General features: G+C 54.7%; 18 protein-coding genes. 12 read left to right on the forward strand and 6 right to left on the reverse strand.

Annotation, left to right across the window (positions count from 1 at the left end; translation table 11 throughout):
• Window positions 1–45 precede the first annotated feature (45 nt).
• Together AC2FGE_RS10670 and AC2FGE_RS10675 are read left to right on the forward strand one after the other, a co-directional pair.
• Window positions 46–2,022, forward strand: coding sequence for a hypothetical protein (locus AC2FGE_RS10670; RefSeq protein WP_496819200.1), 1,977 nt, complete (start codon window positions 46–48; stop codon window positions 2,020–2,022).
• Window positions 2,023–2,153: 131 nt separating this feature from the next.
• Window positions 2,154–3,923 carry an AAA family ATPase gene (locus tag AC2FGE_RS10675; RefSeq protein WP_496819201.1) on the forward strand — a complete coding sequence of 590 codons (1,770 nt, stop codon included), beginning with the start codon at window positions 2,154–2,156 and terminating at the stop codon, window positions 3,921–3,923.
• A gap of 141 nt (window positions 3,924–4,064) precedes the next feature.
• Here AC2FGE_RS10675 and AC2FGE_RS10680 read toward each other — a convergent pair whose 3' ends face one another.
• Together AC2FGE_RS10680 and AC2FGE_RS10685 are read right to left on the reverse strand one after the other, a co-directional pair.
• On the reverse strand, window positions 4,065–5,408 hold the full coding sequence (locus AC2FGE_RS10680; protein ID WP_496819202.1) for a hypothetical protein: 1,344 nt from the start codon (window positions 5,406–5,408) through the stop codon (window positions 4,065–4,067).
• Between the two features lie 171 nt (window positions 5,409–5,579).
• Window positions 5,580–6,776: a DUF3800 domain-containing protein gene (locus tag AC2FGE_RS10685; protein ID WP_496819203.1), complete on the reverse strand. Its 1,197-nt coding sequence runs from the start codon at window positions 6,774–6,776 to the stop codon at window positions 5,580–5,582.
• A 188-nt stretch (window positions 6,777–6,964) separates the two neighbouring features.
• Between AC2FGE_RS10685 and AC2FGE_RS10690 the strand changes: the two genes are divergently transcribed.
• A complete protein-coding gene (locus AC2FGE_RS10690) occupies window positions 6,965–7,864 on the forward strand; it encodes a hypothetical protein (RefSeq protein ID WP_496819204.1) in 900 nt (299 codons plus the stop codon).
• 54 nt (window positions 7,865–7,918) lie between these two features.
• On the opposite strand, the gene AC2FGE_RS10695 is transcribed toward AC2FGE_RS10690, so the two are convergent.
• The 3 genes from AC2FGE_RS10695 to AC2FGE_RS10705 all read right to left on the reverse strand — a co-directional run bounded on the left by AC2FGE_RS10695 (window position 7,919) and on the right by AC2FGE_RS10705 (window position 9,746).
• Complete coding sequence (locus AC2FGE_RS10695) at window positions 7,919–8,191, reverse strand: cation efflux transmembrane domain-containing protein (protein ID WP_496819205.1); 273 nt, start codon at window positions 8,189–8,191, stop codon at window positions 7,919–7,921.
• Window positions 8,192–8,356: 165 nt separating this feature from the next.
• A complete protein-coding gene (locus AC2FGE_RS10700; protein ID WP_496819206.1) occupies window positions 8,357–9,184 on the reverse strand; it encodes a c-type cytochrome in 828 nt (275 codons plus the stop codon).
• A gap of 94 nt (window positions 9,185–9,278) precedes the next feature.
• Window positions 9,279–9,746 carry a c-type cytochrome gene (locus AC2FGE_RS10705; RefSeq protein WP_496819207.1) on the reverse strand — a complete coding sequence of 156 codons (468 nt, stop codon included), beginning with the start codon at window positions 9,744–9,746 and terminating at the stop codon, window positions 9,279–9,281.
• A gap of 86 nt (window positions 9,747–9,832) precedes the next feature.
• On the opposite strand from AC2FGE_RS10705, the gene AC2FGE_RS10710 reads away from it, so the two are divergent.
• Window positions 9,833–10,678 carry a LysR family transcriptional regulator gene (locus tag AC2FGE_RS10710; protein ID WP_496819208.1) on the forward strand — a complete coding sequence of 282 codons (846 nt, stop codon included), beginning with the start codon at window positions 9,833–9,835 and terminating at the stop codon, window positions 10,676–10,678.
• Between the two features lie 559 nt (window positions 10,679–11,237).
• Here the strand turns inward: AC2FGE_RS10710 and AC2FGE_RS10715 are convergent.
• A complete protein-coding gene (locus AC2FGE_RS10715) occupies window positions 11,238–11,999 on the reverse strand; it encodes a helix-turn-helix transcriptional regulator (protein WP_496819209.1) in 762 nt (253 codons plus the stop codon).
• 131 nt (window positions 12,000–12,130) lie between these two features.
• On the opposite strand from AC2FGE_RS10715, the gene AC2FGE_RS10720 reads away from it, so the two are divergent.
• From AC2FGE_RS10720 to AC2FGE_RS10755, 8 genes are all read left to right on the forward strand, one after another.
• On the forward strand, window positions 12,131–14,107 hold the full coding sequence (locus tag AC2FGE_RS10720) for a CocE/NonD family hydrolase (protein WP_496819210.1): 1,977 nt from the start codon (window positions 12,131–12,133) through the stop codon (window positions 14,105–14,107).
• Window positions 14,108–14,128: 21 nt separating this feature from the next.
• Window positions 14,129–15,694, forward strand: a complete 1,566-nt coding sequence (locus tag AC2FGE_RS10725) for an ABC transporter substrate-binding protein (protein ID WP_496819211.1) — start codon at window positions 14,129–14,131, stop codon at window positions 15,692–15,694.
• 84 nt (window positions 15,695–15,778) lie between these two features.
• Window positions 15,779–16,717: an ABC transporter permease gene (locus tag AC2FGE_RS10730; RefSeq protein WP_496819212.1), complete on the forward strand. Its 939-nt coding sequence runs from the start codon at window positions 15,779–15,781 to the stop codon at window positions 16,715–16,717.
• Between the two features lie 10 nt (window positions 16,718–16,727).
• A complete protein-coding gene (locus AC2FGE_RS10735) occupies window positions 16,728–17,585 on the forward strand; it encodes an ABC transporter permease (RefSeq protein WP_496819213.1) in 858 nt (285 codons plus the stop codon).
• A complete protein-coding gene (locus AC2FGE_RS10740; RefSeq protein WP_496819214.1) occupies window positions 17,582–18,562 on the forward strand; it encodes an ABC transporter ATP-binding protein in 981 nt (326 codons plus the stop codon). The genes AC2FGE_RS10735 and AC2FGE_RS10740 overlap by 4 nt, the downstream gene beginning before the upstream one ends.
• Window positions 18,559–19,482: an oligopeptide/dipeptide ABC transporter ATP-binding protein gene (locus AC2FGE_RS10745; protein WP_496819215.1), complete on the forward strand. Its 924-nt coding sequence runs from the start codon at window positions 18,559–18,561 to the stop codon at window positions 19,480–19,482. The genes AC2FGE_RS10740 and AC2FGE_RS10745 overlap by 4 nt, the downstream gene beginning before the upstream one ends.
• Window positions 19,483–19,493: 11 nt before the next feature.
• A complete protein-coding gene (locus AC2FGE_RS10750) occupies window positions 19,494–21,140 on the forward strand; it encodes an amidohydrolase (protein ID WP_496819216.1) in 1,647 nt (548 codons plus the stop codon).
• Entirely contained in the window at window positions 21,140–22,696 is a 1,557-nt protein-coding gene (locus tag AC2FGE_RS10755; protein ID WP_496819217.1) for a M81 family metallopeptidase, read from the forward strand. Before AC2FGE_RS10750 ends, AC2FGE_RS10755 begins: the two co-directional genes overlap by 1 nt.
• Window positions 22,697–23,233: the final 537 nt, after the last annotated feature.

A 23,233-nucleotide genomic window follows, 5' to 3' on the forward strand; every position in this document is an offset into this window, starting at 1 on the left:
GTGCCCAACGCGGCGACGTCCGCCGAAAGCACAAGGAACAACCCATTGGCAGATTTCCCGGCTCTATTCCAAGGCACCGCAGGCAACAGCACACCGGCGACACCGCCGCTGCCCGATGGGTTCACTCTAGACGGCGCTCCTAACCCGGGCACGATCCATCGCGACAACGAGTCAAAACCCGCTGCCGACTTTGACCTGTCAAAGCTGCCCGGCCTGCCTGACGGCTTCACGCTGGACAGCGACCCGTCTATCTCAAATCCGCAGGGAACAGCGCTTGGCCGCGCGCTCAAGCGGGGCGTGCTGCGGACGCGTTCGTCGCTGCCGGCCCTTCAAGCGCAGAAAGGGGCAACCGTATTGGCGGACGCGGCGCTGTCTGAGGGCGATCTGATCCGGCAGGCTTTCCTTGAGACGACCCGGCTGCCTGACGTGCCCGAGGGCGTGGACATTTCGACCCCGGAACTGGCGTCAGCTGCAATCGCGGGTCTTGGCTACCCGGCGCAATTCGCCAACACCTTCCGGCAGACCTACGACATTCGTGCGCGTGACGCAGCCGCAGCCGTCGGCAACGAAGGCGAAGTCCTGCAAACCGCCGTCGGCAACATCCAAGAGGCGCAGGGTTTCAACGACCGTGCCGCCGCGCTGCCGGGCAGCCCCAATGCAGAAGCCTTTAAGCAGGTTCTATCCGAAGCACCGGACACGCTGCTGGACGTCCTGAAAGTCTATGCGCAGAACCCGGGCACGGCTCTGGCGTTTCTGGGCGAGACGGCAGCGGAAAGCTTGCCGCAGATGGGTGCGTCTGCCGCAACCACACTGGCGACCCGCAGCCCTGCTGCCGGTGCGCTGGTCTTGGGCGGCGGCACCGTGGCGCAGGAATTCGGTTCGAGCGTAAACGAGTTTTTTGCAGAACAGGGCGTGTCGCCCAAAACGCCCGAGGAAGCCGAGGCTTTGATCCGTGACCCGGCGTTCATGGCCGAAGCGTCCCGGCGCGGTCTCGGACGCGGTGTCGTCATTGCGCTGGCCGAAATGGCCGGGCAGGGCATCGCTGCAAATCAACTGTTCAAAGGTGCCGTGAAAGAAGCAGGCAAGGACGTGACCGCGCAGATGGCGACCGGCGCAGGCGGCGAAGCTGCTGCCCGGGCTGCCACCGGCCAAGAAATGTCCGCCCGTGAAATCGTGACCGAAGCTCTCGCAGAAGGGATCGCAGCCCCGGTCGAAGTCGGCGCAACCGTCTATCAGTCCCGCAAGAACGCCAAAGCGGACCAGCAACCCTCGGAAACGCCCGAGGACAGCCGCACCCCGGCAGAAGCGCTGGCCGTGGGCCTTGACGCCGCCGTGGATCGAACTGAGGCCACGCCAGTCACTGATCCACACCGACCTAGATCACCACTGGGTGATCGCAGCACATATCAGCACAGCACAGTAATTTCAGGACCCAACGCAAAGACTACCACAGTGCGCCGCCTCGGGCACGAGGGTCGACTTTCTCTGCAAAAGCAAATGAACGCCGTGAGCGATCCGACTGAACGCGCCGCAGCGCAACAGCAGTGGGTTGAGGACGTTCAAAGCGAGATAAACGAACGAGCGTCACATCCGCAGTTGGAAGAAAGAGAGCGCCGGGTGAGCACTGCTCGGTTGCAAGAAATACTAGACGCGTTACGAGTTGCTACTTCGGCACGGGCACCGGACCCTATGCTAGTTCAGGACCGGATGAACTTGCTTGAAATGCACCTTACGAGTGACCGCGTGGCGAGTAGTTCACACGCTCAAGAACAACACACTATGCGATTGGCGTCTTTGGCTGCCACCCGTCGGGTGTTTGAGCATCGCTTGACAAACCCAGCGTTTGGCGCACCCGATTTGCGCGTTGCCATTTCACGCGATTTGCAGGTGATCAAGGCGCTAGAATTCGCACAGAAAGATCGCCGGTCGCGAGAGAACCTGGCCAAGATCAACACTGACCTAGAACGTAAGCTGGCTGCGCTTGATAAAGAATTCGGCGTCAAACGAAACCCGCAGAAATAGTTGGGCCGGAATAGTATTTGACTATTTCGTCAGGCTAAGTTGGGGTGTCGTTATGAAACTTTCGTGTCACTTTTTGGCGACGGCGGCGACAGATACGCAGCTGCTATGAGCAAAAATCATTTGAGGTAAGAATGCCTGTTTTTCTTCACGGCTTGGCCTTGCAATACTATCGAGGCATTGGTTCCGAAACGCAGCACATAGCACCGTTCAGCGACATGAATATCTTTGTAGGCGCCAACAATGCCGGGAAGTCAACAGTTCTGAGCTTTATTGCGGAACAGCTAACTTCTCGCGAGAGCCGTGGGTACTACAACACTAAGCTTTCGCCGGTTGAGGTCTATCAAGGCAAACCAACAGGAAACCTGTCTTTTGCTTTTGGAACTCCTGTAGAAGAAGTTTTGACAAGCGCGACCGAGGCGCTGGCAAAGAAGACGCGTCTAGACGCAACCAACCGAACAAACTGCCTTGATACGATTAAACAGATGATCCAAGCGTCATCCATAAACAACGCTGTTTGGTCAAAACCTCCGTCGCAATCTAGCAATCAAATGTCCCCGCTCGAACCGGATATTCCCGCGCACTCCTATGCGAAAGTTGATGACTACTGGTTGCACAAAGCAGCAGACACTGTGGTAGGGACCGGTAATGTAGGGCGTGCCGGATTTGCGCGCGTATTGAATTCCTATTTCTGTAAGATGGCTAAGGCACCAACAGTTCCCATAAGCTTGATCCCAGCCAAGAGGGAACTTGGCCCAAAGTCCGACCCATTCGAAGGATTCGGGGGCAAAGGACTGATCAACCGTCTTGCCGAACTGCAAAATCCTAGCCTAGAGAACCTTGCCCAAGACAAAAAGAGATTTGAAAAAATCAACGCGTTTCTAAGAGACGTAACAGGCAAGCCGGAAGCGCAGATAGAAATCCCTCATGACAAAGAGCACGTCCACGTCCACATGGACGAAAAAACACTGCCTTTGTCCGCCCTGGGTACAGGCATTCACGAAGTTGTTCTGATTGCGTCCTACTGCACGCTCCAACAGAATTCGATTATTTGCATCGAAGAACCGGAAATCCATCTACATCCGCTGCTTCAAAGAAAACTGATTGAGTATCTGAAAGAAAACACAAAGAACCAATACTTCATCGCTACCCACTCGGCGGCTTTTATTGATTGTGCGGATGCGTCGGTTTTTCACGTTACAAATGACGGAGAGCAGACCCGTGTGAGAAACGTCAGCCTCAAGAAAGAACGACGCCAGCTGTGCAACGATCTTGGCTATAAGGCTTCCGACATTGTACAGGCAAACGCCGTGATCTGGGTCGAAGGGCCGTCAGACCGTATCTATCTGCGCCATTGGATAAACGCGGTCGATGAGACTTTGAAAGAAGGGACGCACTACTCGATCATGTTCTACGGTGGTCGCCTCCTAAGTCACCTCAGCGCCGATGAGGAGGACGTGGAAGGATTGATCGACCTGCGGGCATTGAACCGGCACAGTGCCGTTGTGATCGACAGTGATCTAGCGAATTCCGCAGGGACTATTCGATATACTAAACAGCGCGTGGCTCAAGAATTCGAAGATGCCGAAGGCTTGGCTTGGATAACAAGCGGGCGGGAAATTGAGAACTATGTTGACCACGATATCCTGCAAAGCGCAGTCCAACAGGTTCACTCGACCAGATATTCAAAGCCTCATCGGGGCGGTAAATATGACCATGCTCTGCATTTCGTGCGTAAGCGCACAAGAGGCGATACAGGCAAGGAAGATGGCGAGTTGGTTTTCAAAGGAGTGGATAAGGTGAAAGTTGCCCGGGTGGCTTGTGAGGCACCTGCAAATTTGGACGTGTTGGACTTGGCAGAGCGTGTTGAAACGCTGGTTAAGTTTGTTCGCAGTGCGAACTGATTTTAAACTATGACAAAATTTCGGGCTGTTTCACTAGGCTAGCTTGGAATCGCACTTCAACCTTTTTCTTCTTGTTCGGGCAGGAATTGGTCTAGATTGTGCTCTTTGAGAATAGCCATATAGTTAGAGTGATGACTCTCGTCAATATGCGTGCAAGTAATCCTCTACCAGAGTGTTATTGAACAATCGCTCTTGCCCACGCGGCGTTTTCGGAAGGTCTGCTATCAGAAGCAAAAAACACAGGCACTCGACGGCGCTGATCGCTCGGTACAGGCGTCGTGATTCACCCTCTGTTTCTGCGTTCAGCGCGCGGTGAGCAGCATGACCTCGGAATCGCATGGCATTCTTTAAATCATTGACCATCTTATCGCGCCTCTCACCAACAAATACTCGTTGCGTCGCGCGCGATAACAGTCGTTGAAATCGCTCAGAGTGTGCTTCGGTCCCGACACGCTTTAAAGCGTCCTTGATCCTGCCATTTGATTCCTTGAAGCCTAAGTCGGTTGCGGTTTTTTGCGCGGCGGCAATGATGCTGGAAATCTGTTCGTCGGTCATCGTGCTTAAGCCCTCGGTATCGGGAATTTGCTCTAAACACTTGCAAGCAGCCAAAAGCCTTTCGGGGCCAATGAACCCACGCTTCTCCATCATGCTCTGCATTAGAGTGTACGCCGTTTTCCACTTATCATATCGGTTGATCCAAAACGCCAAGGCATCGCCGAACGTGGAACTCTCGTCTTCGTCGGCACAGGAATATGGTGCCCCGTATGGTGTCAAGCGCGGGCTAGATTCAAAGTCACTTTGAAGATGAACTAGCTTGTAAAACTCAAAGTCCTTTCTTTCTTCTAAAAACGTTTGAATTTCTTGATCGTCGTACGGCGCTATATCGACGTTCTCCCACTTAATTGCAGCACCCATGGTCAACGACAGAAAGGAGGTAACGCCAAAGAGTGCGGAGAATACTTGGTCTATACCCAATGGTTTATGAAGGCTTACTTCTATACGAGGCCCCCAATCTGTCGGAAAATCTGCTCTACTGTAGGACGCCGCGTACCAAGCAGAAACTGTCATATCTTCTGCTTTGGATACCATTATTCGCCTGTCGTGTTCTGCAAACCTACTCTTGCCGGAAAGCTTTGACACCAAGTCTTGATTGTTAATTATTGGTTCGGCCCCCGGGGCATCGAAGCTGATCTTCTTTACAACCATGTCATCCGTCCACGGTGTAGGCCCAATAACTGCTACGCTAGAGAGAATTTGCAGAGTTTCTGTTCGCAGTTCAGTCGGAGAAATTCTTCCCCGGCCCCCATGTATCACCAGATTATCGCGTAGGGTGATGAAATGAAGATCTTCCGCCAAAAGCGTTATCGAACCTTCTTGCGAAATCGGGATTAGTTCATCAAATGCGGTTAAGTTAGTTTCGATGTTGCTGCCGGAGTAGGTGAAGAAACCTGTTACTCCACGGCCTGTTTCCTCTTCTCGGCACAAGATCTTTTTGTTTTGTTCGAAAACATCATACCTAGGCAATTTTTTTCCAACTATTTTAAGTGGTTTCTGAGTTTTGGGTACTCCACAACACCATCGAGCGTTGAGTTGCGCAAACCTACTCCCTCGTTGCGAACGATTTGAGTTTTCGTTCCAAGGCTAAGTGCATCTTTTTCAGTTCGAGTCCTTTCGCGGCAATAATCTCACCTGCAATTCGCGCTGGTAAGGCATCAGGCCATCTTGCTCATAGAGGGCTATGTTTTCTCTCCGCTGACGCTCAAAACTGTCCCGAAGTTCATACGCCTCGGCTAACTGCTGAGGCGTCAATTCAGTGGAGAGTATGTCAGCGTACCGCTCATTCAGCATTTGGCTGACTCCCTTAAAAGAAAAATCACTTTGCCAAGCGCGTCTAATCACAAACGACAACAGCCGCACCGTATTTGGGGGTAGCTGCTTGCCTTTCAGGAACTGCCGGAAAACCCAGAGCACGCAGTCGGCGATCTGTATTCCTGCACTCCTGTCCGAAGCGGAAATAGAAAACTCCGATCCTGACACTTGTCTGAGAATGTGGGTCTCTCCGGGCAGCCGCAGAGGCTCGGGTGAGGCATTTGCCGTCATGCGGTGCCACTCTGCCAGAGTTCCTTCAAACTGTGACTGCCGGTCGTGAACAATGCGGCGAACAGAGCGCTTCCACTTCTTTGAAAAATGCTCCAATCCCTCAAGCAGATTTTTGAACGCGACCATATTTGGCATATGCCCGTTTTTTGCTTGACGCCCGGCAATGAAGATATCCAACGCTTCGGGATGTTCAGACGACCACGTGAAAGCGTCGCGGACTATCTGCCTCGCTCTCTCATCTTGCAGAACATCGACGCGAGACAAAAATACACTGCAAATTTCAGGGATCATTGCTCGGGCTTTAGCTTCGGATTTTGCCATGAGCATCGCCCAAAACAACTTAGCTAAATCGTCATCAAGTAGACTTGCTACCTCAAACGAAAGCTTCATGCGCAGCGGACGTATATTGTAGGCGTCCCAAGGAACGGTAGGGTTTTCGCCGCTGTCAAAGAACGTATCGAAGACCTTTGTCGCCAAGAGGTATCGTTTCTCTACGCGAGAGACAAAGAACCGGGCATCTGCACTTTTTAGGAGCCTTAGGATTCCTGGTGCCATTGATTCAATTGGACCTAGCCCCAACACAGAGGCGTGGAGTGCGTCTACGCTGTGCTGCCTGCAAAGTTCATTCAACTTTTTGGTGTGGACAGCATCAAAGTCGGTTCGCGTGATGAGCGCCGCCGTCAAAAACTCAGGCTGGTCGGGGTCAAACAGGTTTGGTCCTGTGTTTCCAGTTTCATCGACAAATGCATACATTCAAAACCTCGGTTCATTAAGCCGCGAGAACGCGCCTCAAAACTACTTGCAGTATTGGAGCGGTGTTAAGCATGCAGGGTTCTGTTGTCCACGAGGTTTCCCCCGTCAGCGCGCCGCTGGTCAAAGATTGAGACAACGTTATAAAGTAACATATCCCATGAGCCGCAAAGCACCAATCGTCATAAGCCATGAAATTCGCATCGAAAGAACACGAACACCTATTCCGCGAACGGGGTGAACTCTACCGAATGGGTAGCCCCGGTGCGCGGACTTGTGGCGCGCGGTTGAAAACAGGGGCCGCGTGCGCCAATCCACCAATCAAAGAAAGCAAACAGGGTCGGTGTCTTAGCCACTGCGGGCCTCATGCCGCGCGTGCCTATCGTGAGCGCCAGAAACGCCGGTTTGAAACCGGCAGAGTGTCCTCCGCAGAGTGGAACCGTGCCGAAGCCCGCCGTGCAGCGAACCGGCTCGGGGATCAGTGGAAGAAAAACCCATGGTTGCCGGGCAGCACAATTGACCTGGGCGAACACGAGTGCGCGTTTCGTGACGCGCTGGGCGACTTGGTTGTAGAGAACTTGCCCCCAGCAGTCACGGATTGGCTTCGGTGGCGGTACCGGCGGACACAAATCGACCGGCAGAATGGCACAGCATGGCGTAAGGCGCTGTTAGAGGATTTGCCCCGGCGCGTCGCTAATGCCGGGCGACGCCCGGCTGATGTTCGCGGACGTGAATCAAAGCCCGACACGACACCCCGGACGTGGAAAGTGAGAGACGGGCAGGATCAGCACCACTCTAAGCGAACCTTGCCAGACAAACCCCAAGCCCCCAGAGATCAGCGCGGGAAGGGCTACGGACGGCGTGGCCGTCCCCGGACGCAGCCTGCTCGTGAAGATGAATTATTGGTTCTGGCGCAGGTCTACCGGGAAAACGCGGTGCTACTGGAACCGGTAATGGCAGGGATCACAGACGAAGCGAAGCAACTGGCGGTGCTACGGACTCTGCGGGACTATCTGGCCCGCCCTACGGACGCAGAGGCGTGCAAACGCTGGCTGGCAGTGGTGTTAGTGGTAGAGGGCACTCAGACCTAAAGGTGTGTCAGCGGCGCTATGCGCGCCGCTGATCCTTGTTTGTGCGGGGCGGCTTCACTTGACGCCCATTTGTTTCAGCGCCCCGTCAAACCGCGCTTGGCCGTTGCAGGCGATCCAATAGCTGCACAGGCTTAGTGGGTCGCCTGTCGCAAAGGTCTCAGGAAGCCGAACTGCAAAGTATGCCAGCAACGCCGCAACGACATTCACGGTAGATTCCATTGCGTCCGACAACAACGCGACCGAGCCTGTCAGCCACCAAGCCAACAGTTTTAGTGCCAATACCGCAATGGATATCGGAATGGACCAAAGAGCGATTTTTTGTGTCATTCCGTCACGACCCTCAGTCAATCATGAACAGAAACTCGGGTGATTGGTGAGCTCCGATGTTCAAAACGTAAAACAGGTGTTTGGTGAATAGGGAATAGGCCTCACAGCTTCCTACTGGCGACCGGCAACAGCATCTGGTCCCCGCAGCATGGCGACAAAGGACTGTTACTCGGATGGAAGCCCCGTTGACGAAACAGGAACAGCTTTGAGATAGGCGGCAATCGCGAAACGGTCCTCATCCGTGAGGCGTGACGTGTTCTCGATGACCTCCACCATCTCACCACCAGCGCTGTCATAGTCCGGCGTGAAGCCAGATTTCAGGTATTCGGCAATGTCGGCCTCGGACCAATCAAGCTGATCTGAGGTTAGGCCGGGGATACGTCCCTTTCCGCTGGGGTTTGGCGCTCCCGTCAACCAGAGATTGTGTTGCATACCCCCTAAGCCGTTGCGTGGCGTATGGCATTCGGCGCAGTGACCAAGAGCCTCCACCAAGTACCGGCCATGCCGTTGTTGGTCGGTCAGATCACCTTCGACCACCCAACCTGGCGACATGAACAGGAGCTTCCATCCACCCAATCCGCGCCGAACGTTGAACGGAAAACCTACCTCATGCGAGAGGCTTTCGGCTTCGGACGCTGGCAGGGTGCCAAGGAATGCATGGAGCGAAACGACGTCGTCCTCCGACATATTGGCGTAAGATGTATAGGGGAATGCTGGAAAATAGTGCTGCCCTTCGGGTCCCGTTCCATGGATCAGAGCATTGGCCAGGTCCAGGGCAGACCAAGACCCAATACCAAGTTCTGGGTCACTGGAAATGTTGGGGGCAATGAACGTGCCGAATTCCGTCTCAAACCGGCGACCACCGGAGAGCATGAGCTTGTCCGCACCAACCGCATCCGCCGCTGAATGACAGGATGCGCATCCTGCGGCGTGAAACACGATTTCACCTCTGGTGAGATCCGGGTGCAAACCGTCGAGTTTAGATTGATCCATTCTTTGTGGTCGGGTCAGCACCAAACCGGCTAACCCAACCAAGAGTGCAACGAAAGCGGTGAAAAGGAAAAACCGCTTCACAGCTATCTACCAATTAGTCTTGCGGTGCTCTGTACGCTTTGTGACATGCCGAACAGCTTCCACCCAGATTGCCCATAGCCGCTTTCAGGGCATCAACATCTTGGCCAGCCGCAGCCTGCATCGCAACAGCGGCATCTGCCATAGCCTGCCCTTTCACACCAACGTCAGGGAAGTTTTCCCAGATTGCCGGCAGCGCTCGGGTGGACGGATCGGACACATTGTCAGATCCCTGGGGCCACATAGCGGATTGGTCGATCTGCGTTAGCACAACAAGGTTGTTTGCAGCCCGTGTTGCGGCCTCGGCATCATAATCCACCTCGCCTTTGGCCATGCCGCCAAGTGTACCAAGATTGAAGGCATAGAGCTGCATGATTGAGGTTCGCGCTTTCACAGCCGGGTTTTCACTTTCGTGGGCGATGGCTGTGCCAATGGCGGCCAATGATAAAAGACCTGCCGCGCAGATTGAGAACTTCTTCATCATGATGTGTCTCCCTGTTCAATGCTCCGAATGTTAGCTTGAACGAATTTTCTTGTAATTGTTTGTTATTGGCCGTCACTTGTTAATTTATGAACAACGAAAACTGGGATGATATTCGGTACGCGCTAGCCGTAAGCAAATACGGTTCGTTGAACGCGGCGGCGGCGGCAATGGGCGTCACGCATGCCACAGTCTTGCGCAGGGTGGCCGCATTCGAAGAGCGCAATGGCTGCCGGATTTTTCAAAAAAGCCCGTCAGGATACTCCATTCTCCCCGAAGCCAGCGCGATCTTTTCGGCCATGGAAAGCGTTGAAGACGCAGTGCTGTCGGTGGAGCGGGCAGTTGTCGGAGCAAATCGGTCTCCTGTGGGTCAGGTGCGCATTACGTCTACCGATAGTCTTTGTCAGATTGTTCTCCCTCGCATCATAAACGAGATCTCGCTCCTTTACCCAGGTTTGAATCTGACTCTACTAAGCCAAAACAGCCACCATGATCTTTCCCGATTGACAGCAGACATTGCTGTGCGCCCATCGATAAAGCTTGGGGAAGGGCTAATCGGGCAGCGTGCCGGAACGCTGTCCTTCGGCGTCTTTGACGATGGTTTACCCAATCGCAGGTGGATGAGGCTTGACGGAGCGTTGAGCCGTTCACTTCCTGCCAAATGGTTGGCACAGAATGTAAGCGCCGACGAAATGACTAACGGGGCAGACAGTTTTCTGGTTCTACAGCAGATGGCGGCCTCGGGAGCAGGAAAAACCTTTCTGCCTTCATTTTTTGGCGACGTCGATACCCGCCTAATACGGTCGCAGGAGGTGTATCCTAAGATTGAAGTGCCGCTGTGGGTCGCAACGTTAGAGGAAATTGCGCAAACCCCAAGGTTTGCCGTTGTTCAAAAGGCGTTAGTTGACCGCATATCTAAAGCACTAGCTAAGTAATTTCATGCAATAGAGATTTTCGAGTTCTTGCATTTTTTACTTTCAAAATTTGCAATCTTCACTCGTAAATGCCTGCTTAGGGCTGGCTGAGGCCTTCCGGAGTGAATATGCGGAGGACCGCAAAGTCCGCACACCTGCCATTGATCGATATTCCCCGAATGTCCGCAACGCGGACAAACCGGACTTATGCACATGCGGCTATTGCTGAAGCAGCATTTACTTGCTCTTGCAGTGCGGCCATCGTTGTGTGGCAGCGCGGTCGCCAGAACGGTCATTCTCAGCCGCGGTGAAGCGCAACTCAAAAACCGCTTTTTTACTGCAACCAAGGTCGAACATTAACCATTGCACAGGCAAGACCGATGGCGTCGACAGAGCCGCCTTGCAAATCTGACACTAAATGACCTCAGGCGTTAAATACGATCGCCAAATCGCATGGGATGAAGTCACGCCATCGGCGCGTTTGGCGATGTTGACTTAGCGCAGCCTGAAAGAAAATGCGTCATTGGAACTGAATGCTGTACCGAGGGAACTGTGCAGCCAACAATGTTAGTTCGACGCTTCAAGCCTCGGTTAGGTGTTTCCTGACAGTTGGATCGATCTTATTGCTTTGGATTGGGTAGATACCACAAGCGCCGAGAGCCTCTCGCGCGTTTACACGCTCGTGCAAGCGTTTCCAGATAGTTTTGGCGGCGTAGGGATGTGGATATGGCCGCCATGCGACACCCATTGTCATTCCTCGCAAATACTTCAATTGCTGACGGTGTGCGGAGTATAGGATGGTATTGGCGACACTGCCTTCGCGCGCCAGCTCGTGTTCGGTCACAAATATCCTGTTTCCACGCATTGTCACCAAGCCAGAGTAGCGCGATATCTGGTGTGTGCTTTTGTCCGGTGATGTGGCGATTTCTCGGGAACGGATCGTGATAAGCCCATCAACCTCCTGAATGCGTATCAACGAACAGAAGATCCGTCCTTCCCACGATGGCGTGCAGAAATATGAATGATAGAAACCTACGTAGCGCCTCAGGTTTTTCTGCTGACCTCGAAAGGGATCCAGAAATGTGTCTACGGGTGTTTTACCAATTTGCGGCAGAACGCCCTTTAGCATGCGTTCGAAGCTCGCAGTTTCGGCAAACAGCTCAGCTTCTGTCAGGTCGAAATGGCGCGCAATCCGACGCATGTTGTAGGCCGAAGGCAGGCTAGAGCCATTCAGGTAGCGATTGAATTGCTGTCTGTTGACGCCGATATCGCGGCAAATCTGTGAAATACTGCCGTGTTCTGCACACAGTGATTTTAGGTTGGCGGAAAAATACTCTGACACAGACAAAACCTTTCGCGTTTTGACGCTATATCGCGGCAAATAGCATCAATTGGCACAAGATCGCACAATTTGTTTTCCCAGCAAACTGGTTTCTTCTTCGACAACAGCTCCTAACAGACAAGCTCATCAAGATGCCGATTGAGACCCTTGAAAACACATGGATCACTCTCTCCGATGGGCGGAGGCTTGCTGCACGACTTTGGTTGCCCGAAACGAATCCTGCTCCAGCAATTCTGGAATATCTGCCCTATCGCAAACGAGACGGCACAGCGCCAAGGGATGAAACAACGCACACGATATTCGCTGAGGCAGGCTATGCCTGCATTCGGGTTGACATAGCTGGCACCGGGGACAGCGAAGGGCAATTCGATGATGAATACTCTGAGCAGGAACTACGTGATGGTGAGGAAGTCATAGCCTGGATTGCCGCGCAAGATTGGTGCGACGGTCACGTTGGTATGATCGGGATATCATGGGGTGGGTTTAACGGCCTTCAACTGGCCTTTCGGCACCCGCCTGCGTTGAAGGCCGTCGTCAGCGTCGCCTCGACCGTAGATCGCTATGCGGATGACATCCATTTTATGGGTGGGTGCCTGCTGAGTGACAACATGAACTGGGGCAGTCAGATGTTTGCCTATCTGACGCGTCCCGCTGATCCGGACCTTCGTGCAGATTGGCGTGAGGATTGGTTGGCCCGGCTGCAAAACGTTCCATTCTCTGCCGCAGATTGGCTGCGCCATCCTACGCGCGACGCGTTTTGGAAACATGGCTCGGTTTGTGAGGATTGGTCCGCGATCCAAACCCCTGTTTTGGCCATCACCGGGTGGGCAGATGCTTACGTCAATGCGCCCCCGGCTTTGGCGGCCAACTTGACGGTGCCAACCAAAGCCATCATCGGGCCGTGGGAACACCGCTATCCTCATATCTCGAAACTCGATCCTGCAGACTTTCATTCCGAAGTGATTGGCTGGTTTGACCGCTGGTTGAAGGGGCAAGAGAACGGTGCCGAGGACTTGCCCGCGTATCGCACATATATGCAGGAGCACTTTAACCCAACGCCGCAAAACAGCCCCCGGCAGGGGCGCTGGATTGCCGAAGCCGCGTGGCCTTCGCCTCATGTCACTGAACAGGTTTGGCATCTGGCACCTGGCGGGTTCTCAGCAGAACCCGCAATTGGCACGGCTGCAATCGTAACGCCGTGCTATGTTGGGGTGCAAAGTGGGTATTTCTGCGCAGGCATGCGGATCGACAACGAGCTTGCAGGCGATCAGGCAGACGATGACGCGCTGTCGGTCTGCTTCGACAGCGCGCCGCTGCAAGCGCCGCTTGAGATCCTAGGCCGCGCAAAACTGAATTTTCTATTTTCCGTGGACAAACCCGTGGCCCAGCTTGTCGCGCGGCTTTGTGACGTCTCGCCCGATGGAGTGTCGCAACGGATCAGCTATCGAGCACTGAACCTGTGCCATTACCGCAGTCACGAAACACCCGAAGTTTTGCAGCCGGGCGAGGTTTACGAGGGTGAGATTGCCCTGAACGAATGCGCGCACCATTTGCGCGAGGGGCACGTGTTGCGGCTGGCCCTGTCAACGTCATACTGGCCGATCATCTGGCCAGCGCCACAAGATGCCGAGGTGACGCTGCACTTGCAAAACTGCGCCCTGCATCTGCCGGTGCGCGACGTTGCCCATGACATTCAGGCGTCTGAGCCCGGTCCGGCGCAGGACTTTCCTGTTCTCGATGCCGAGCAATTGCGCCCACCTGCAGCGCAGTCCGACCATAGCGTATTGGAAGACGGGCGCGTGGTTCTGCAGACGTTTGACGATTACGGCAAAGCTCGCGACCCCTATCACGATCTGATCGTCGGCAGCGATGTACGCATGCATTACGGCATTCACCCTGATGATCCGACAACCGCTAAGTTTGAGACCGCCTGGAATTTCACCTTTGAGCGGGCGGATTGGCAGGTCGCCATCGCAACTGAATGCCGGATGACCTGTGATGCGCAGAATTTCTACCTTTACCGCAAACTATGCGCCACGGAGGGCGCAGACGAAACCGAAGTCCTGACAAAGGAATGGTCTGAAACCGTTCCGCGTGGGCTTCTTTGACTTAATCCAAGGGAGGATAAAATGAAGATTGAATGGACCAAGGCCAATGTTGGCCGCCGTAAGTTTTTGAAAGGCGCAACCGCGCTTGGGGCCGCTACGGCGCTTCCGATGGGGTGGGCGAACCGCGCGTTTGCCGCAGGTGACGGCGTTCTGAGGGTGCGGGCCTATGGGGATGCACAGAACATGGATCCGGCCCATTCCGTTGGCGTCGTTGAAGAAGAGGTTCATGCCTCGATCTACAACAAGCTGATCCAGTACAAACCAGGTGAAGAATGGGGCTGGCAGCTGGATGCCGCCACGATGATCGAGCAGGTCGATCCGACCCATATCAAGTTTGCTTTGCGTGACGATATCGGGTTCACCAACGGATTTGGTGCAATGACCGCCGAGGACGTCAAGTTCAGCATGGAGCGGATCGTGGACGATGCAACCGACAGTCCGAACAAGCCCGATCTGGGACCGTTCAGCCATGTGGATGTGACGGGCGAACGCGAAGGCACGATTGTGCTGAACAGCCCGTTTGCCCCGATCTGGTCGATTGCCCTGCCGTATATTACTGGCAACATCGTCTCGAAGGCAGCGGTCGAAGCCGCCGGTGGCCGGATCGGTGCTGATCCGGTTGCGGAATCCGGCCCTTATCTGCGAGACAGTTGGTCGCCCAAGGAAAAGACGGTTCTCAGGCGCAACCCCGATTGGAAAGGCGATGCCCCCACCTGGGATACTGTCGAAATCTATCCAATCGACGATGAAAACACGGCCGAGATTGCGTTCGAAGCAGGTGAACTGGACATGACACGCGTGTCGCTGGGCTCGGTTGAGCGGTATCGCGCTGGGGTTCCCAATGGTGGATCATTGGTTGAGAAGCCGTCGCTCTTTTATGTCTGGATGGGCATGAATGTCGAGCATCCGAAGCTTCAGAATCAAAAGCTGCGGCAGGCTATTCAACACGCGATTGATGTCCCCAGCATTCTGGAGGCCGCATATTTTGGTGCCGCCGAGCCATCGACCGGCATCATCGCACCGGGTCTGGCCGGGCATCGGCCTTCTTCTCTGGTGCCGCCGGCTGCGAATTTCGAGAAAGCCGCGCAGTTACTGGCGGAATCCGGTGAAACCAATGTTACGCTGACGCTCGACACCCTGAACAAGACAACCTTTACAACAACCGCCCAGATCATTCAGGCGACGCTGGCGCAGATCGGGATCACGGTTGAAGTGAACGTATTGGAATCCGGGGCGTTCTGGGCGTCTGGAGACAATGAGAACCTGCAGCTTGTTTTGAACCGTTATTCGATGACTCCGGATCCGTATTACGCAACATCGTGGTTCACCCCGGAACAGATCGGAAAATGGAACTGGGAACGCTTTAACAGCCCGGAATTCAATGAAATCCATGAAGCGGCAGCCGCTGAAACGGATATCACAAAGCGTGCGGAGATGTATGAGCGTGCCCAGGATCTGATGGAAGAAAGCGGTGCATACCGCTTTATCACACATGAGGCGACGCCTGTTGTACACAGCGCGCGTGTCATTCCTGCCTTGCGGCCAGATGGCCAATCACTGTTGCGCTACTACGGCAAGGCATCCTGATCTCCCCCAGGTTTGCCGTTACCGGCGGGCGACTAGTGCCCGCCGGATCAAAAAAGCCATCAAGCCACAAGGAGCCAGTTGGCTATGTTGAATTTTGCAACCCGTCGCTTCGGGCTGTCGCTGCTCATCCTGCTCGTGGCGGTCACCGTCATGTTCCTGATGATCCGCGCCGTGCCTGGCGATCCGGTCCAGATCATGCTGGGACCACGCGCTACACCCGAGCTTCAGGCCCAACTCACCGCGGCGCTGGGGCTGGATCAACCGATCTGGAAACAGCTTTTGATCTTCTATTGGAACCTCTTGCAGGGTGACCTTGGAACCGATGTCTTTTCGGGCCGTTCCGTGACCGAAATAGTGTTCCAGCAATTGCCATTCACGCTGGAACTGATTTTTGCATCTATCCTGTGGTCTGCAAGCTTGGGTATTGCGCTTGGCGCTTACGCTGCGGCCCACCCCAACACATTGATCGACCGAGTTGCCGCAGCAATATCTGTCAGCTTTGTTGCTGCCCCGGCCTTTGTTGTTGCACTTTTGGCGCTGCTGGTTTTTGCGGTGCATCTACAGTGGTTTCCAGCCATCGGCGCTGGCGAAGGGTTTTGGGATCGTCTCGACCATCTGGTGCTGCCGGCCTTTGCCATCGGGCTCAGTTGGGTCGGCTATATTGCCCGGCTGGTGCGCGCCTCGATGCTTGAGGTTATGGGCGAAAGCCACGTACGCACAGCCCGCGCCTTTGGGATTGCTGAGCGCCGCGTGGTGATGGTCTACGCGTTGCGCATTGCCATTCTTCCCGTGGTCACCGTGATCGGTGTCGGAATGGGCTTTCTGCTTAGCTCGGCCGTATTTGCCGAAATCGTCTTTGCACGCCCGGGTCTGGGCAAGCTGGTCATCGACAGTATCACCACGCGCAACTACCCGATTGTGATGGGCTCTGTCCTCATATCAACGGCACTGTTCGTGGTGTCGACCGCATTGGCCGATCTGATCAATGCGCTGCTCGATCCCCGTGCGCGCACGGCTCATTGAGGAGGGAATGATGGACAAGTCTCGTTCCGAACTGGGTCAGATCATCATCGGCGTCGCCCGCGATCCGCTTGGCCTGATGGGGTTGATCATCGTCGGCATCATCGTGTTCTGCGCCATCTTTGCAGCCTGGATCGTGCCCTATGACCCGATAGCGATGGATATCAAATCGCGCATGCAAGGACCGTCTGCCGCCCACCTTTTGGGCACAGATCAACTGGGCCGTGATACGTTTTCGCGTGTGATTGCCGGGGGTCAGGTCGCGCTGAAAGTGGCGTTGCCAGCGGTGTTCGGTGCCATGGCAATAGGCCTGACGCTGGGCATGATTGCCGGGTATGGGCCGAAATGGCTGGATAACCTTCTGATGCTGTTTTTCGACACCATCAGATCCTTTCCGACCGTGATGTTCGCGCTGGCTGTTGTTGCCCTGGTTGGGCCCAGCTTGCAGACGGTGGTGTTTGTGGTCATGGCGACCTCGATCCCAACCTATGGGCGTGTCGCGCGGACCCAAACGCTGACATTGCGCAATTCCGAATTCATCTTGGCCGAACGGTCGATGGGGGCCAGCATGGCGCGCATTCTTGGTGTGCATATGCTGCCCAACATCATTGGCGTTCTGGCGGTGTTGGCAGCCATGGATATCCCTACGGTTATCGCACTTGAGGCCGGTTTGTCCTTTCTGGGTCTGGGCGTTAAGCCGCCGACACCCAGCTGGGGCGCTTTGCTGAAGGATGGCTATTCCCTGATCCGCCAAACGCCTTGGCTGGTTGTTGGCGGGGGCCTGCCGATCATTCTCGCAACGCTCGGCTTCACCTTCCTGGGCGAAAGCCTGCGTGACGTGGTCGACCCGAAACTGAGGAAACAGCGATGACCGACACACTTCTGGAAATCGACCACCTTAGCGTCGACTACGAAACAGGCCGTGGCGACCTTAAGGCCCTGCGAGACATCACCTTCGACGTCAACAAGGGCGAAATCGTCGGCATTGTCGGGGAATCCGGTTGCGGCAAATCCACCCTGATCTCATCCATCCTGCGGCTGACCGCGCCCAATACGCGGTTCCGAGAAGGAGAGATCAGGTTCAAGGGGCAGGATCTTTTGAAGGCCGCCGAACGACATATGCGCGATCTGCGTGGGGCAGATATTTCGATTGTCTTTCAGGATCCTATGCAAACGCATAATCCGATTCTGACTATCGGGCAGCAGATGCTGGACATTCAGCACCGCTCCAAGCAGTCCAAGGCGGACAAGTTGACCCACGCGGCCAAGATGCTGGGCGCGGTAGGTATTCCGGATCCCGAAGCACGTTTGAAGCAGTATCCGCATGAATTCTCTGGCGGGATGCGCCAGAGGATCGCCATCGCGATGGCCCTGATGTCTGAGCCCGATCTATTGATCGCGGATGAGCCGACCACGGCGCTGGATGCGACCCTTGAGGTGCAGATCATCGAGCGCCTGCAAGAACTACAGCGCGAGTTTCACTGTGCCATCCTATTCATCTCGCACCATCTCGGCGTGATCGCGGAACTCTGCGACCGGGTGGTGGTGATGTATGCCGGTGCGGTTGTTGAAAGCGGTGATGTGCGTGAAATTTTCCACAATCCTAAACACCCCTACACACGCCGTCTGATCGAATGCGACCCCGGTCATATCAAGGAACGCGCCCGTGTTTTACCAACCATCCCCGGTGAAGTGCCCGATTTGGCCAATCTACCAAGGGGCTGCATTTTCCGAGATCGTTGTGATCAAGCCTTGTCACGCTGTGCCACCGAAGTGCCACCGCTAGATCAATTGAAGGAAGGCCATCATGCCGCTTGCTGGCTGAATCACGAGGAGGTCGCAACATGAGCTTGCTAAACGTCGTGGACCTTAAAACCAGCTACGGGCCGGTGAATGTATTGGCAGGTGTCAGCTTTACCGTAGAACCTGGCCAGACCTACGCACTGGTCGGTGAAAGCGGATCGGGAAAAACAACTGTTATCCGTGCCATAGCAGGTCTTGCGCCCGCGCAGGACGGTTCTGTCACCTTCGAAGGCCAGGAAATTCGAGGTGCGCCGGAAAGTGTCATGCGTCCGTTGCGCAAAGACATGGCGATGATGTTTCAGGATCCGGTGGGAAGCCTTTCGCCTCGCCTGACCATCCGCAGCCTAATCACTGAGCCTTACCGCATTCAGGGCATGAAGGATCGCGATTTGGATGCCGAGGCTAAACGCTTGTTGGAAATGGTGAACCTGCCGACACATTTTGCCGATCGCTATCCATATCAGTTGTCAGGAGGTCAGGCACGGCGTGTGGGCGTAGCGCGCGCGCTGGCGTTGGAACCCAAGTTGATCCTTGCGGATGAACCAACTGCTGGTCTTGATGTATCGGTACAAGGTGAGTTGCTGAATCTGCTCAACGATTTGCGTGAAAGGCTGGGTTTGGCGATGGTTATCATCACTCATAACCTCAGCGTCGTACGCCACGTGGCCGACAGAATGGGCATCATGTATCTGGGACGTTTGGTCGAAGAAGGTACGACCGAGACGATCTTTAAAGACCCACGCCATCCTTATACCCGTTGTCTTCTAAGCGCCAACCCCGAGCCGGACCCGGATGCTCGATTGGAACGGATCGCCCTCAAAGGGGAACCCCCCAGCTTACTCAAACGCCCTTCCGGGTGTGAATTCCGCGAACGCTGTCCTTTTGCCAAGGACATCTGCACCCAGGCTCCGGAATGGGAAGTGGACGACGGCCACGGGCTGCGTTGTCTGGCGCCACTGTCTTAGTAGGAAATTCAATGCCAAGCACACTCTATTTCAACGGCACAATCCTGACGATGGATGCGCAGAACTCTTCACCAGAGGCTGTTTTGACCGAAGGAAGCAGAATTCAGGCAGTGGGTACTGAAGCTGCCCTGCGCGCCCGCATGCCAACAGGATCTCAGGAGTTTAACCTTCAGGGTCGTACCCTTATGCCTGCGTTTATCGATCCACACGGGCATTTTCCGGATCCAGGGTTCATCCGGCTGTTCCGTGTTGATCTGTCGTCGTTTCCTTTAGGAGATTGCACGCAAATGTCGCAGGCGCTGGACAGGCTTCGGGAGAAGGCCGACGCAACGCCCGAGGGTGAATGGGTCCTGGGGGTGTCCTTTGACAATACATCTATTCTTGAAGGCCGCATGCCTACGCGGGCCGAACTGGACGATGTATCACAACACCATCCGATATGGGTTATTCATGCGTCGGGTCACAATGGCGTCGCCAATTCTCTTGCGCTTGAGAAGCGCGGAATAAACCGCCAAACAACTGATCCGGAGGGCGGCCGTTTTGGCCGTGATCCGGAAACTGGGGCTCTGACCGGATTGATTGAAGGACTTTCGGCTATGGGTGAGATGGGCGACACGGATTTCCTGATCGACCGCGAAAGGTTCTGGCAAGGTTTCGACGCCTGTCGCGACGAATACCTGTCTCATGGGGTGACCTACGCCCAAAATGCCTGGGCGTCGCAAACCATGTTGGATCACTTCGCCAGCCTGCCTGCGGATCAGGACCCGGGAATTGACATAGAGCTCTTACCTGTCGGCAGTCTGGAACCAGAATTATCCTCGCATTGGATTGATGCTGAGTGGCCGGGGAACCCGCACTTCACTCTGGGTCCGCGAAAATTGTTTACGGACGGGGCCTTTCAGCTGCAGACTGCGTTTCTGTCTGCCCCATATTACCAACCAGCCAATCCGGACCATCCTTGCGGGATGACTTACACCTCGCAAGAGCAGTTGGATGCCGACGTAAGCAAACTCCATAGCCAAGGTTTCCAGATTCACTGCCATTGCAATGGCGATGCCGGTGCGGAGATGTTCATCGATGCGGTGGAAAAGGCGCTTATTGCGCATCCACGCCAGGATCACCGTCACACCATTATTCATGGTCAGGCCCTTCGGGATGACCAGTTAGAGCGTATGGCTCGGCTTGGCCTTACTGTCAGCTTCTTCTCGGCTCATGTCTATTTTTGGGGGGATCGTCACCACGACACCTTCCTTGGGCCAGAGCGGTCCGAGCGAATATCGCCGGCGGCGTCAGCAGAACAGTATGGCGTGCGATATACGATCCACAACGATGCTTCGGTCACGCCGACACGTCCGATCCACCTGGCCCATTGTGCGGTAAGTCGGAAAACCGTTTCGGGCCGCGTCCTCGGCGAGGATCAGAAGATCAGCGTTCTATCGGCTCTGCGTGCCCAGACAATCGACGCGGCTTGGCAGGTATTCAAGGAAGACAAGCGCGGATCTATCGAACCGGGAAAAGTTGCTGAGTTCGTTGTCCTTTCGCGCAACCCACTCCACGATCCGGACCGCCTGTCAGATACCTTCGTGCTCGAAACCATCCGCTACGGTCAAAGTGTTTTTGCTGCAACGCATGTCGACCAAGAAATCGAGCATACATAATGACGACCAAGCGTATTGTGATCGCAGGGTTTCAGCATGAAACCAATTGTTTTGGTGTGACAAAGGCCGGTTTGCACGAGTTTGAAATGGCGGATTCCTGGCCCGGTATGTTGTTTGGTCCACGGGTAACCTCAGAAACTGATGGCATGAATCTTCCTATCGCGGGTTTTGCCAAGGCTGCTTCGGTGGTCGGGTTTGAAGTCGTGCCAATCCTGTGGTGCGCTGCCGAGCCCTCCGCGCATGTGACAGATCATGCGTTCCAAACAATTTGCGGGAAGTTGTTGGATGGAATTCGGAATGCTGGCCAAATCGACGGTGTTTATCTTGACCTCCATGGGGCAATGGTCACCGAAAGCCTTGTTGACGGTGATGGCGAGCTTCTGCGTCGTGTACGCGATGTTGTGGGCCCCGGAGTTCCAGTAGTCGCAAGTTTGGACCTGCACGCCAATATCTCTGCTCAGATGGTTGAACAGGCGGACTATTTATCGATTTTCAGAACCTACCCTCATTTGGACATGGCGGAAACGGGTGCACGTTGCGTTCCGGTTCTGCAGCGCTTGTTAGTAGGCGAAAAGCTGTACAAGTCATTCTTACCGGTGCCTTATCTTATCCCCCTGCATGCGCAACATACAGGTTCTGCACCGTTCAACGAAATCTATCAATTGCCTGCAAGATTTGAACAGCAGAGGGTCCTGGCCGAAATTGCTCTTGGTTTCACAGCGGCGGACTTCCCGGACACCGGCCCGTCTTGCGTTGTCTACGCATCCAAAGCCGAGAAAGCCGCTGCTGCCGCCGAAGAAATCGTGAACTTGTTTTTGTCCCGCGAAGCTGATCTCGATTGCTCGATGTTGTCTCTGGAGGAAGCCGTTTTCACATGTCGTCAAAGGCGGAAGAAACCCGTTGTCCTCGCGGACGTTCAGGACAACGCTGGTGCCGGGGGAACGTCCGATACTACAGGGTTGCTCGCAGCACTGATTGAGGGCGGGGTAAAGAATGTGCTGATGGGTTTGTTTCATGATCCCGAAAGTGCACATCAGGCCCACGCAGCAGGAGAAGGCGCGCGGGTCCATCTGGCAATCGGCGCAAAATCCAATCTAGCGGGCCACGTACCGGTCAAGGCAGAGTTTGAAGTTCTGGCTGTGGGTGATGGCTTCTGCCGCTATACCGGAGAAATGTATGGCGGCGGTGTAGCAACGCTGGGCAAGACGGCGGCACTGCGTTTAGTTGGGTGCGTGGCAAAAATTGACCTTGTCGTCACAAGCACACGCAACCAATGCCTGGATCGCGCGCATTTTGCTCATATAGGTTTAGACCCAGAGAACTATGCGGTGATTTGCGTTAAGAGCACTACGCACTTTCGAGCAGACTTCGAACCGATTGCAGGAGATATATTTCCGGTCTCTTCGCCAGGTGCTTTTCTCTGTGACCTGGAAAAAGTCCCTTACAACTGTATAACCAGAAGGTTGCCCTACACTGGCGGCGTTTCATTTAGCCGACAAAAAGATATAGGCCCATTGAATTCTGAACATCCCATTCTGAAAGCGTTGCTTCCTTAGTTTTCGAACACACCCGTTTGGCGCTAAATGTTTGAGAGCCAAATTCGATCCCCTTTTTCGCTAGCCAGTCATAGAGAACAAAGCCGCCAATCCCTGTAGTTCAGTTTGGTAACGCCTGCGATTTGCTTTTGAAGGCAGGTATGCCTTACGAGGATCTGAAAGTGACGCGGAGCAATACTCTGGCTGCGTACTACAAAATCGATCATCCCCCAATGCGTGGCCATGATGCACTGGATGACGCGCTTTCAGTCGCCTACACTCTTCAGCACTTGCTCTAAAGCAGCAAGCTTACTCAACCAGAGATCGCTTCACATAAAACCGCTTCAAGGATGTTCGCAGTTTGTTAAGGCGGTGCAGAGCAACCCTTGGCTGCAGAAGCTTGGCGTTTTCATCCCTGCTCATACGGCTGCCTGATGCAGCGGGGTTAGGATGTTGAATAATGAACTTACGAAATTCATCTGGTAAGCACAGAAATTAAACTTGCCTATCAGGCCCCGTGTCGCTGATCCAGGCGACGGTGATCGGCAGCAACAACAG

The sequence above is a fragment of the Ruegeria sp. YTSA075 genome (assembly GCF_059610245.1).